The organism is Pseudoduganella sp. HUAS MS19, assembly GCF_053615455.1.
In genome coordinates, this window is the sequence record NZ_CM132133.1 from 768116 (window position 1) to 780817 (window position 12702).

The 12702-nt window shown below is 62.3% G+C and carries 9 protein-coding genes and 4 tRNA genes; 12 read left to right on the top strand and 1 reads right to left on the bottom strand.

Annotated elements, in window-relative coordinates; all coding sequences use genetic code 11:
• The first annotated feature begins 41 nt into the window (after positions 1–41).
• The 3 genes from ACWBU6_RS03575 (at position 42) to ACWBU6_RS03585 (ending at position 4969) form a co-directional block, all read left to right on the top strand.
• On the top strand, positions 42–1622 hold the full coding sequence (locus ACWBU6_RS03575; RefSeq protein WP_452647502.1) for a DUF3369 domain-containing protein: 1581 nt from the start codon (positions 42–44) through the stop codon (positions 1620–1622).
• A 113-nt stretch (positions 1623–1735) separates the two neighbouring features.
• The gene (locus ACWBU6_RS03580) at positions 1736–3388 is read left to right on the top strand and encodes a tetratricopeptide repeat protein (RefSeq protein WP_452647503.1); all 1653 of its coding nucleotides are present in this window, start codon (positions 1736–1738) and stop codon (positions 3386–3388) included.
• Positions 3389–3412: 24 nt separating this feature from the next.
• Positions 3413–4969 carry an HDOD domain-containing protein gene (locus ACWBU6_RS03585; protein ID WP_452647504.1) on the top strand — a complete coding sequence of 519 codons (1557 nt, stop codon included), beginning with the start codon at positions 3413–3415 and terminating at the stop codon, positions 4967–4969.
• Between the two features lie 125 nt (positions 4970–5094).
• On the opposite strand, the gene ACWBU6_RS03590 is transcribed toward ACWBU6_RS03585, so the two are convergent.
• The gene (locus tag ACWBU6_RS03590) at positions 5095–8352 is read right to left on the bottom strand and encodes an EAL domain-containing protein (RefSeq protein WP_452647505.1); all 3258 of its coding nucleotides are present in this window, start codon (positions 8350–8352) and stop codon (positions 5095–5097) included.
• A 199-nt stretch (positions 8353–8551) separates the two neighbouring features.
• Here ACWBU6_RS03590 and ACWBU6_RS03595 point away from each other — a divergent pair.
• The 9 genes from ACWBU6_RS03595 to rplA all read left to right on the top strand — a co-directional run bounded on the left by ACWBU6_RS03595 (position 8552) and on the right by rplA (position 12568).
• Positions 8552–8637 (top strand) — tRNA-Tyr (locus ACWBU6_RS03595).
• A gap of 46 nt (positions 8638–8683) precedes the next feature.
• Positions 8684–8757 (top strand) — tRNA-Gly (locus ACWBU6_RS03600).
• Positions 8758–8779: 22 nt separating this feature from the next.
• Positions 8780–8854 (top strand) — tRNA-Thr (locus ACWBU6_RS03605).
• 68 nt (positions 8855–8922) lie between these two features.
• A complete protein-coding gene (gene tuf / locus ACWBU6_RS03610) occupies positions 8923–10113 on the top strand; it encodes an elongation factor Tu (protein ID WP_452647506.1) in 1191 nt (396 codons plus the stop codon).
• A gap of 82 nt (positions 10114–10195) precedes the next feature.
• Positions 10196–10271 (top strand) — tRNA-Trp (locus tag ACWBU6_RS03615).
• Between the two features lie 35 nt (positions 10272–10306).
• The gene (gene secE, locus ACWBU6_RS03620) at positions 10307–10690 is read left to right on the top strand and encodes a preprotein translocase subunit SecE (RefSeq protein ID WP_452647507.1); all 384 of its coding nucleotides are present in this window, start codon (positions 10307–10309) and stop codon (positions 10688–10690) included.
• Positions 10690–11289 (top strand): transcription termination/antitermination protein NusG, encoded by a 600-nt coding sequence (nusG, locus tag ACWBU6_RS03625; RefSeq protein WP_130316655.1) that lies wholly within the window; start codon positions 10690–10692, stop codon positions 11287–11289. Before secE ends, nusG begins: the two co-directional genes overlap by 1 nt.
• 149 nt (positions 11290–11438) lie before the next feature.
• On the top strand, positions 11439–11870 hold the full coding sequence (rplK, locus tag ACWBU6_RS03630) for a 50S ribosomal protein L11 (protein ID WP_130316656.1): 432 nt from the start codon (positions 11439–11441) through the stop codon (positions 11868–11870).
• A 2-nt stretch (positions 11871–11872) separates the two neighbouring features.
• Positions 11873–12568: a 50S ribosomal protein L1 gene (gene rplA, locus ACWBU6_RS03635; protein WP_130316657.1), complete on the top strand. Its 696-nt coding sequence runs from the start codon at positions 11873–11875 to the stop codon at positions 12566–12568.
• The last annotated feature ends 134 nt before the right edge of the window (positions 12569–12702 follow it).

The following is a 12702-nucleotide window of genomic DNA, read 5'->3' on the forward strand; positions in this document are numbered from 1 at the left end:
GCTGGATGTAAAGATTAGCGCATTTTGATCAAGGAGACTTCATGGCGGACCCTCAAGCCGTCGATGACAACTGGCTGCTCGAAGAAGACGAAGAAGAGAAGCAGCCAACATCGACAGGATCCCCAGAACAGCGGCTGTGGCGCGTGCTGATTGTGGACGACGACCAGGACGTGCACGCGGTGACCCGCCTGGCGCTGCGCAATGTCAGTTTCAAGGGACGCGAGCTGGAGTTGTTCTCAGCCTACAGTGGCCGCGAAGCCTTCGAGATCCTGCGCGATACGCCGGACATCGCCCTGGTGCTGCTTGACGTCGTGATGGAAACCGACGATGCCGGCCTGCTGCTGGCGCGCCGCATCCGTGAAGAATTGCACAACTCCATCGTGCGCGTCGTGCTGCGGACCGGCCAGCCGGGCCAGGCGCCGGAGCAGCGCGTCATCATCGAATACGACATCAACGATTACAAGGCCAAGACCGAACTCACCACGCAGAAGCTGTTCACCACCGTGATCTCGGCCCTGCGCGCGTACGAGAGCCTGAACATGCTGGAGCGTTCGCGCATTGGCCTGGGCAAGATCCTGGCCGGCGCGACCAACCTGTACCAGATCCATTCGCTGCGGGAATTCGCCTCCGGCGTGCTGAACCAGGTGTCCGCGATACTCGACGTGGGGGCCGATGGCGTGCTGTGCCTGATGCAGGTCGACACCGGCGATACCACCGTGGTGGCAGCCACCGGCGGTTACGCGCCACTGGCCGAGAATGAGCGGATGCCGGAAAGCCACCCGCTGTGGCCGACCATCCGGAAAGCCTTCAAGGAAAAGAAGAGCCAGTTCGAACATCCGGCCAATGTGCTGTTCATCCATACCCAGGAAAACCGCGACGTGCTGATTTCGGTGACGCCGCCCTGGCCGCTGGCCCAGATCCAGCGCGACCTGCTGGAAGTGTTCTGCGAGCGCATTGCTGCCGCCTTCGACAACCTGTACATGTTCGGCCAGTTGCGCAAGGCGCAGGAAGCCACCGTGGTGGCGCTGGCCGACCTGGCGGAATTCCGCGACGGCTGCACCGGCGGCCATGTGCGGCGCGTGCAGCAACTGTCCTCGGCCATTGCAGCGCGCATGAAGGAGCGCGGCGTTTATGACGACGAGCTGACGCCGCAACTGGTCGACATGATCGGCCTCGCCTCCATCCTGCATGACGTGGGCAAGGTCGCCACGCCGGACCATATCCTGCTGAAGCCGGGCCCGCATACCGAGGATGAGCGCGCCCTGATGCAAACCCACGCTGCTGTCGGGCGCAGCGTGCTGGAGCGTGCGGCCAATATGGTCGATGGCGTCAGCTACCTGACGTACGGCGCGGAAATCGCCGGCGGCCACCACGAGCACTGGGATGGCGGCGGCTACCCGAGCCAGCTCAAGGGCAAACAGATACCATTGTCGGCGCGCATCGTGGCGGTGGTCGATGTCTTCGATTCCCTGCTGCATGAGCGTCCCTACAAGGAACCGTGGCCGTATCCGGAAGTCATGACCTATATCCGCGACCGCGCCGGCACCCAGTTCGATCCCGCAGTGGTGGCAGCCCTGAACGAAGTGGTCGAACGCAACCCGGGGCTGGGGCAGGGCAGCTGAGCAAGCCCGACTGTGGCAGCCGCGCCGCGCTGCCGGCAGCATTCTCACCAAAGTTCACGGCGTGCAGCGTGCAAGCGCTAAAATAAGGACAGCCCTTGTCCTCCGCCTAAGCCATGAATGAACTGAAGGGCCTGACAGCGCTGGTCATCGAGCCCAATCCCAGCATGCGCGCCAGCTTGCACAATATGCTGAGCTTGTGCGGCCTGGTGCGTATCGACGATGCCGCCAGTTCCAACCAGGCGATCCGCGCGCTTGAAACCCGGACCTACGACCTGGTGCTGTGCGAATACGCCCTGGAAGGCGGCCAGGACGGCCAGCAAATGCTGGAAGACCTGCGGCATCACCGCCTGGTCAATGCTGCCACCATGTTCTTCATGGTCACCGGCGAAGGCCAGTTCAGCAAGGTGGTCAGCGCCGCCGAGCTGATGCCCAACGATTACATCCTCAAGCCTTTCGCGGCCGATGCCATGCTGGAACGTATCTGGCGCGCGCTCGAGCGCCGCAATGCCTTGCTGCCGGTGTACCAGCTGGTCGACATGGGCGACCTGCGCGCCGCAATCGACGCCTGCGAGGAAGGCGAGGCGGCGCAGCCGCGCTTTGCCCTGGACTTCCGGCGCCTGCGCGCCGAGATGCATATCCAGGCCGGCGAGCCGGAACTGGCGGAACCGCTGTACGCCGAGCTGTGGTCCAGCCGCCAGGTGCACTGGGCCCGGCTGGGCCAGGCCAAGACCCTCTACCTGCGCGGCCGCTACGATGAGGCGCGCGACATGCTGGAAGACCTGCTGGGCAAGAACAGCCGCTTCCTTGACGCCTACGACTGGCTGGCGCGCACGCATGAAGCGAATGGCAACCCGGCGGCGGCGCAGGCCGTGCTGGCCGAAGCGGTCGAACTGTCGCCGCATGCGGTGCGCCGCCTGCGCCGGCTGGGCGAAGTGGCGCTGGAAGCGGGCGACGTCGATGGCGCCGAGCGCGCCTTCAAGCAGGTGGTCAGTAAGACGCGTTACTCCGAGTTCCGCACGCCGGAAGACCATGCCAAGCTGGCGCAGACCCTGGTCAAGAAGGGCGATCCGGTGCAGGCGGCTGCGGTGATCCGCGACCTGGACAAATCGCTGTCGGGCAGCCCGAACACCGGCGTCTGCAGCGCCATCGCTTCGGCCGCGCTGCATGAATTCACCGGCAATGTGGCGCGCATGAATGCTTCGCTGGACTATGCGGTGAGCGGGGCGCGCACCGCCACCGGCCTGTCGAATGAAATGAAGATGGAACTGGCGCGCACCTGCCTGGAAGTAGGCAAGGAGGAGCAGGCGACGGAAGTGATGCGCGACGTCATGCGCAACAGCGCCACGCCGGGCGCCATGGAGCGCGCCATGCGCATGATGGAAAAGAGCGGCCACGCCGAACTGGGCCAGCGCCTGGCCGACGAAAGCCGCAATGAAGTCGGCGAGATGGTGGCAGCCGGTGCGGCGCTGGCAAAGAAGGGCGATTTCCGTGGCGCGGTCGACCTGATGCTGGAAGCGGTGGCCAAGCTGCCGGACAATGCCCAGGTGGCCTTCAACGCGGCGGTGGCGATCCTGAAATGCCTGGAAAACGAGGGCTGGGACGATGCCCTCGGGCGCCATGCGCTGGCGCTGGTGGCCACGGTGCGGCGCCTCGACCCGGCCAACGACAAGTTGAACGCGCTGGCAGGCCTGCACCAGGACATATTGAAGAAATACAACATCCGGCCGGCTGGGCGGCGCGAAGCTGGAGTGCGCGTCGCGATTTGATAGCTGCCGGGGCTACAATGGGCTATGAGCTCCCATCCACCAGAAGAACGCCCGGTCCGCGCCTACCTGCTGAAAAAGCTATGCAGCGATGACGAGGGATTGTTTGCGCTTGGCGTGTCGATCGCGCGCGTGGTGCAGATGGCCGACTCGGACGACCAGGGCACGCAGAGCCTGGCCTATCACGTGCTGTCCGACGTCGCGCTGACACAGAAGATCCTGCGCCTGGCCAACACGCCGCAATACCGCCAGGCCTCGGGCGCGCCGGTCACCACAATTTCCCATGCAATCTCGCTGCTTGGTTTCGATAATGTGAAAACCACGGCACTGGCGATGCTGCTGGTCGACACCATGGCCAACAGCAAGCATGCGCAAAGCGTGCGCGTGGAACTGGAGGCCGCGCTGTGCGCCAGCCTGGTGGGCCGCGAGCTGGCGCGCTACAGCCCCTACCAGAAGGCGGAAGAAGCAGCCATCGGCGCCTTGTTCAAGAACCTGGGCCCGCTGCTGATCGCCTCGCGCGAACACGATCGCTTCCGCGAAATCAATGCGCTGGTGGTGGCCGGCGAGCATTCGCAGGCCCAGGCTTCGCAGATGATACTGGGCAGTACTTATGACACCTTGACAGCGACCGTACTGCGCGAATGGAAGATCCCCGATGTGATCATCCGTTCGCTGACGCCACTGTACGGCAGCACCATGCGGCCGCCCGCGGACCGCACGGAATGGATACGCCAGGTGGTGCACTTCAGCATGGATGCGGCACGCGCCTTGACGCGCCTGGGCGGCGCCGCGTCCGATGACGTGCGGCTCCTGCACCAGCGCTTTGGCAGTTCGCTGGGACTGGAGCGCGAGCAGATCACCACGGTGCTGACGCGTGCGCGCAGCAGCATGGATGCGCTGTTGAACAGCATGCAGCTGGATGGCGCTTCGGGCGGTGCGTCGGGCGAGCCGGGCGATCCGTATGCGGAAGCGAACGAAGCGCCCGGCACGGCCGGGACCTTGCCGAGCGTGCTGGCGCTGGCCAGCATGGATTCCGGCGCCAGGGAGGGCGCTTACCCGAGTGGCAAGCCGTATGACGCGCGCGAGCAGTTGCTGGCCGGCGTACAGGAGCTGACCACGATGCGGGTGGAAGGCAAGGCGCGCGTCAATGAGCTGGTGCAGGCGGTGCTGGAGACCTTGTACCGCAGCATGGGGTTCCGCTTTGCGACGGTTTGCCTGAAGGATGCGAAGACTGGGCAGTTCCGGGCGCGCATTGCCTTGGGCGATAAGCGGGCCTTGCGGCTGGAGGGGTTTGTGTTTCCGCTGCAGGGAAAGGACTTGTTCCATCTGGCGCTGGAGAACGATGCGGACCTGATGATCGCGGATGCGAGCGTGGCCAAGATCCGCGACCTGCTGCCGAAATGGCACCTGGATCTGTTGCCAGATGCGCGCAGCTTTATTGTGCTGCCGCTGGTGGTGCAGGGAGTGCAGCTTGGTTTGTTTTATGCGGATCGCGCACAGCCGGCGCCGGAGGGTGTACCGCCCGATGAGACTTCGCTGATCCGGGCGCTGAAGGCACAGGTGCTGGCGGCTTTGTCGCCTTAAAACCGGTAAACCGCGGGGGGAGGGTTGTGCGCCGTAGCTCTTCTCAAAACGTCAAAGGCCCGGAGCCCCCTGACGGTTGATCTGGCGGGGTCCGACCCTGCGGGTCAGACCCAGGTTCACCGGTTTTAGGCCGGTTCAGGAAGACGCCCCGCCAGCGCCTCAAATTCAGCAACTTTCATCGGCCGCGCAAACAGATACCCCTGCGCCTCATTGCAGCATTTGCTGCGCAAGAATTCCACCTGCGCCTCCGTCTCCACCCCTTCCGCCACCACCCCCAGCCCCAGCGCATGCGCCAGCCCGATCGTGGCGGCCACAATCACCGCATCATTCGGATCGCTCTCAATATCCTTCACAAAGCCCCGGTCAATCTTGATCCGGTCGATCTCGAACAACTTCAGGTAGCTGAGCGACGAATATCCCGTCCCAAAATCATCGATTGCCACCTTGATGCCGCGTGCCCGCAGCTCGCGCAGCAGGTCGCGGCTGCGTTCCGGATCCTGCATCGCCGCCGACTCGGTAATCTCCAGCTCCAGCAGCGACGGATCGATTCCGCTCTCGCGCAGCAACTGGTCCAGCAGCGGCAGCAAGGCGCCGCCGTGGCACTGGCGCGCCGACAGGTTGACCGCCAGCCGCAGCGTACCCGCCCAGCGGCGCAGCAAGCCCACCGTCTGCTGCAGCACCCAATCTCCCAGCGGCAGGATCAGTCCCGATTCTTCCGCGATCGGAATAAAGCGGTCCGGCCCTACCATGCCCAGTTCAGGATGATGCCAGCGCAGCAGCACTTCCGCGCCGATCACGCGGCGGGAGGCCAGCTCCACCTGCGGCTGCAGGTACAGTTCGAATTCCTTACGCTCGAGCGCCTGCCACAGGCGATTCTCCATCATCAGCCGGTCGTGGGTGGCGGCATTCATGGCCGCTTCAAAAAACTGGAAATTACCGCGCCCCTGGCTCTTGGCCGCGTACATCGCCGTATCCGCGTGGCGCAGCAGGGTGGCGCTGTCATGGCCATCGGGCGGGAACATGGCGACGCCGACGCTGGTCCCGGTGTGGATGGTCTTGCCCGCCAGATGGAAGGGCTCGGCCAGTGCGGCGACGATGCGCACCGCGATCTGGCTCGCTTCCGCCGGCGTCACATTGCCGCCGGTGACCACAATGAATTCATCGCCGCCCAGGCGGGCGATGGTATCGACTTCGCGCAGCAGGTCGCGCAGGCGGTCGGCCACAGCCACCAGCAACTGGTCGCCGGTAGCGTGGCCGTGGGTGTCGTTGATCTTCTTGAAGTGGTCCAGGTCGAGGAACATGACCGCAGCCGTACCCTGGGCGCGGCGGGTCTGCGCCAGCAGCTGGTCGAGGCGCAGGTTGAGCGACAGGCGGTTATCCAGTCCGGTCAGCGGGTCGTGGTGGGCCAGCTTGTAGATCCGTTCCTGGGCGCGCTGCTGTTCGGTCAGGTCGTGCAGGATGGCGACGAACACATTGCCGTCCGGGAGCTCCACCTCGCTTACCGAAATCGCGATCGGGAAAATGCTGCCATCGTGGCGGCGGCCGCTCGATTCGTGCTCGTGGGTGGCACCGCTGGCAATATTGCGCAGCAGGCGCGCCGCGCTGTCGCTTTCCGCTTCCGGCAGCAGGATCGCCAGCGGCATGCCGGCCAGCGCTTCGGTCGGATAGCCGAACAGGCGGCAGGCGGCCGCGTTGGCCGACACCAGCAAGCCACCGGCATCGATGGTGAGGATGGCATCGGCCGCCTTGTCGAGGATGGCTTGCAGCCGCGCTTCGCGTTCGCGCAGGCGGATCGTGCTTTCCTTGACCTGCTGCTGGATCTGGGCGCGCTCGCCGCTGGTCAGCAGCATCAGGGCGCCCAGCAGGCCGGTCAGCATCAATCCGGCACTCAAGACCAGCCAGCTTTGCCAGCCGTGCTGGTGCACCATGTATGCGGCGGTGGGCAGCAGCACCAGTTCGTAGTCGCGGCCGCCAAGGCTGAGCTTGCGCCAGTAGTCATCCTCGTTCGGTGTGCGCGACAATTGGTCGATCAGTGTTGTCGGGCCAGGCTTGCTGCGGTCCACCAGGCGGGCCTGGATGTGTGGGAAATCGGCCGTTGCCAGTGCCCCGTTGACATAGGAATCGATCTGCATGGCCAGCAGCAGCATGCCGACTGCCGGCTGGCCGTCGCCCGGATCAACCGCCTGCAGCAGCACCACGCCGCTGCCTTCGCCAGGCAGGGACAGCATCACCGGCGCGCTGGCAACCGGCCTGCCGGTGCGCAGTGCATCGCGCACGGCTTGGGCGCGCACCGGTTCTGCCAGCCAGTCCAGGCCCTGGTAGTGGCGGCGCGCGGCAGGTTCGATGAACAATGTCACCATGTGATCGCCGGGTGGTACCCCGGCTTGCTCTTGCGCCGCATGGCGGTGCGTGTGTCCCGGGCCGCCGGAGGGGGCGATCATGCGGAAATCGGCACCAATGGTGTCGCGCGCCCAGGCTTCGAAATCCGCGCGTTCCGCTTCGGACACGGGACGCAGCCACGCCATCGACAGCAGCTCGGGCCGCTGGTCGAGGTAACCGTGTGCAATCTTGTCAAAACCTTGGGCCGACATCACGCGGCCGTAGCGGTTGATGGCGCGCGCCATCGCGAACACATAGCGCTCATGTTCGCTGAAGCGCGATTGCAGGGAGTCGCCCACCTGCTGCGCTTTGAGGCGGAAGCCCTCGAGGTGCTGCCGGGTTTCCCAGCGCGCCACCAGCACGTACAGCATCACGCACAGGCTCACCAGGAAGAGCTGCGGCACGCCAACCAGCAAGCGGCGGCGCTGCCACAGTGCACGCGGCTGGCCGAACAGTACCCAACACAGCGGCGCAGCCAGCAACACGCCAATCGCATCGCCTATCCACCAGGTCAGCCAGCTCGTCGTCAAATTGCCCGGCGCCATGGCGCCGACGCCGGCCGCCACGCCATTGGACAGCGTGCTGCTCACCAGGGTACCGCTGACTGCCAGCAGCAGGAAGCGCAGCACATCGCGGCCGGCGCCAATCTCCGGGCGGATCGCCCGACGGAAATACAGCATGCCCAGCCACGCCTGCAGCACCGAGCCGGCGGCGGCCGCAAGCGCCGCCAGCCCCTGCGGCAAGGGCGGCAGGGTCAGGGGATTGGGCGCGCCCGGCAGGGGCAGGAAATTGATCAGCAGGGCGCCGATGGCAACCCCGGGCAACAGGCGCGGCCCATACGTGACGACAGCGGCCAGGGCAATCCCGGCCGGCAGGAAAAGCGGGCTGGCATAAGCGGGCGCCAGCGACAGGTAGAGGCAGAAGCGGCCAATGACCGCGTAGGCCGCCAGCATCAACAGGTTGGCGGCCAGCGTGCGCTGCCAGCCAGGGGAGGGATTCTTCACAGAATGGGCGCTCGGGGGCACGGGATAAGTTGACCAATTTTATAGCAAACGGTGCAACGCAAAAACAACACTTGCAAATTTGCAGGAGTAGCCATTACAATCTCGCCCCGAAGCGCACGGTCATGCAGCGTTTGCGAAATAAGCAAATAACGGTATTGACAGTGTTGGAAAGTTGCTTCATACTCTGCGGTTCCTTCGCGGAGGGGTGGCCGAGTGGTTAAAGGCAGCAGACTGTAAATCTGCCCTCTTATGAGTACACTGGTTCGAATCCAGTCCCCTCCACCAAATGCAGGAAGCTGAGTGAAGTTGTAGTCGAAAGAAGTCGGACCTCGCGGGTGTAGCTCAATGGTAGAGCTGAAGCCTTCCAAGCTTAAGACGAGGGTTCGATTCCCTTCACCCGCTCCAAGCAGCACAGTAGTAAAAATAAGCCCTTGTAGCTCAGTGGTAGAGCACTCCCTTGGTAAGGGAGAGGCCACGTGTTCAATCCACGTCAAGGGCACCAGAATTCTGCAGTATCTATCTGTTAGTCGGGCGCGTGCCCTGCAACTCAACATTTGTTAGGAGTCTAAAATGGCAAAAGAAAAGTTCGAGCGGACTAAGCCGCACGTGAACGTTGGCACCATCGGTCACGTTGACCATGGTAAGACCACCCTGACCGCCGCGATTGCAACCGTTCTGTCGAAGAAGTTCGGCGGCGAAGCGAAAGCTTACGACCAGATCGACGCTGCTCCAGAAGAAAAAGCACGCGGCATTACCATCAACACCGCCCACGTCGAGTACGAGACCGCAACCCGTCACTACGCTCACGTTGACTGCCCAGGCCACGCCGACTACATCAAGAACATGATTACCGGTGCTGCGCAGATGGACGGCGCGATCCTGGTTTGCTCCGCAGCTGACGGCCCAATGCCACAGACCCGCGAGCACATCCTGCTGGCACGTCAGGTTGGTGTTCCATACATCATCGTGTTCCTGAACAAGTGCGACCTGGTGGACGACGCAGAACTGCTGGAACTGGTCGAAATGGAAGTGCGCGAGCTGCTGTCCAAGTACGAGTTCCCAGGCGACGACCTGCCAATCATCAAGGGTTCGGCACGTATGGCGCTGGAAGGCCAGGCTGGCGAAATGGGCGAAGACTGCATCATGCGTCTGGCCGATGCGCTGGATTCCTACATCCCAACCCCAGAGCGCGCTGTTGACGGCACCTTCCTGATGCCAGTGGAAGACGTGTTCTCGATCTCCGGCCGTGGTACCGTGGTGACCGGTCGTGTTGAGCGCGGCATCATCAAAGTCGGCGAAGAAATCGAAATCGTTGGTATCACCGACACCGTCAAGACCACCTGCACCGGCGTGGAAATGTTCCGCAAGCTGCTGGACCAGGGTCAGGCAGGCGACAACGTTGGTCTGCTGCTGCGCGGCACCAAGCGTGAAGACGTTCAGCGTGGTCAGGTTCTGGCCAAGCCAGGCTCGATCAAGCCGCACGCTCACTTCACCGGCGAGATCTACGTTCTGTCGAAAGATGAAGGCGGCCGTCACACCCCGTTCTTCAACAACTACCGTCCACAGTTCTACTTCCGTACCACCGACGTGACCGGCTCCATCGAGCTGCCAGCGGACAAAGAAATGGTTATGCCAGGCGACAACGTCTCCATCACCGTGAAGCTGATCTCCCCGATCGCTATGGAAGAAGGCCTGCGCTTCGCAATCCGTGAAGGTGGTCGTACCGTCGGCGCCGGCGTGGTTGCCAAGATCATCGACTAATAAGTCGAAAAGAGTCCAGCCAAGACTAGCGCCCGTCGCTGATGGGTGCTAGAATTACGGATTCCACTGTAAAGTTTTACGTAGGGGCGTAGCTCAATTGGCAGAGCGTCGGTCTCCAAAACCGAAGGTTGGGGGTTCGATGCCCTCCGCCCCTGCCACCGAATCTGGTGCAGGGCACCGAAAGTAAAAGTAAATGTCTAATCAATCCGTGCAAACCGTTAGCACGACGAACGATAAGTTCAAAGTCGTGTTGGCAGTTGTGGCGTTGATTGCAGGCGTGGTCGGATTCTTCGTCCTGACCGGTAAACCAACCCTGGTGCGGACAGCCGCGCTTGTGGTTGGTTTGCTCATTTCCGCCGGCATCGCGTACACCTCTGCTGCAGGCCGTGATTTCCTGAATTTTGCCAAGGAAGCCGTTCGCGAGACCAAAAAGGTCGTGTGGCCGACTCGCAAGGAAGCCACTCAGATTACCCTGATCGTGTTCGCGTTCGTGACCGTGATGGCAATTTTCCTCTGGGGCACGGATAAGATCCTCGAAATTGTGTTGTACGACCTGATCCTGGGCTGGAAGAAATAATGAGCGAAATTGTGCAAGACGAGCAGCCGGGCAAGGACCCGGCGCAGGCGGTGTCCACGCCAGTCAGCAACAAACGCTGGTATGTCGTACACGCCTACTCCGGCATGGAGAAGAGTGTTCAGCGCGCCCTGATGGAGCGTGTCGAGCGCGCTGGCATGCAGGACCAGTTCGGCCAGATCCTGGTGCCGACCGAAGAAGTGGTTGAAGTGCGCAACGGCCAGAAATCTGTGACCGAGCGCCGATTCTTCCCTGGCTACGTGCTGGTGGAAATGGAAATGACCGACGAAACCTGGCACCTGGTGAAGAACACCAGCAAAGTGACCGGTTTCATCGGCGGCAAGTCGAACAAGCCGACCCCGATCCCTGCGCGCGAGATCGAAAAGATCATGACGCAAATGCAGGAAGGCGTGGAAAAGCCACGTCCAAAAGTGCTGTACGAAGTGGGCGAGCAAGTCCGCATCAAGGATGGTCCGTTCACCGACTTCAACGGCAACGTGGAAGAAGTCAACTACGAGAAATCCAAGGTGCGTGTGTCGGTCACCATCTTCGGCCGCGCGACGCCAGTCGAACTCGAATTCGGCCAGGTCGAAAAGATTTAAACCAGTAGTGCGGTGTCAGACCCAATGGGTCTGACACCGGTTTGCCGGTTTTGCAGTAATCGCCGGCCTGAGCGTTCAATCAGGCAAACAAGAGGAGCCCCGCCGCGTGCGGGGCGCTACTACTCAATCCAACGATAGGAAGTGCCCAAATGGCAAAGAAAATCATTGGCTTTATCAAGCTGCAAGTTCCAGCTGGTAAGGCAAACCCATCCCCTCCAATCGGTCCAGCACTGGGCCAGCGCGGTCTGAACATCATGGAATTCTGCAAAGCGTTCAACGCGCAGACCCAAGGTATGGAACCAGGCATGCCAATCCCAGTCGTGATCACTGCGTTCGCGGACAAGTCCTTCACCTTCGTGATGAAGACCCCTCCAGCGACCTTCCTGATCAAGAAGCACTCCGGCGTGCAAAAAGGTTCGTCCAAGCCACATACCGACAAGGTAGGCAAGCTGACCCGCGCTCAAGCTGAAGAAATCGCTAAACTGAAGACCCCGGACCTGACCGCTGCCGACCTGGATGCTGCTGTTCGCACCATCGCTGGTTCCGCACGTTCCATGGGCATCACCGTAGAGGGCATCTAATCATGGCAAAACTGTCCAAGCGCGCTCAAGCCATCAAGGCTAAAGTAGACCGTACCAAAGTGTACGCTTTCGACAACGCTGTCGCCCTGGTTAAAGAACTGGCTACCGCCAAGTTCAACGAATCCATCGACGTGTCCGTTCAACTGGGCGTGGACCCTAAGAAGTCCGACCAGGTTGTTCGCGGTTCCGTGGTTCTGCCAGCTGGCACCGGCAAGACCGTTCGCGTTGCTGTGTTCGCAACCGGCGACAAGGCTGAGCAAGCTAAAGCTGCCGGCGCTGATGTTGTTGGTATGGAAGACCTGGCTGAGCGCGTCAAAGCCGGCGACATGCCTTTCGACATCGTGATCGCTTCCCCAGACACCATGCGTATCGTTGGTACCCTGGGCCAGATCCTGGGCCCACGCGGCCTGATGCCTAACCCGAAAGTCGGCACCGTAACCCCAGACGTGGCTGGCGCCGTGAAGAACGCCAAGGCCGGTCAGGTTCAGTACCGTACCGACAAGGCAGGTATCATCCACGCGACCATCGGCCGCAAGTCGTTCAGCGACGCAGATCTGAAGACCAACCTGGTTGCTCTGATCGACGCACTGAACAAGGCTAAGCCAGCTTCGTCCAAAGGCGTGTACCTGCGTAAAGTATCCCTGTCGTCCACCATGGGCGCTGGCGTACGCGTAGACCACGCTGGCCTGAACGGCTAAGTAAAAAATTAAGTCCTCACCGGAAGGTGGGGCGGATCTTTGGGCTGGCCGGGGTAACCCGGCCGCGCCTTCAAAGACCGTTGGGCTGGAGGCATCAGGTAGGCATCCGGTTAATACGCCCCGGGGCGTCCCAA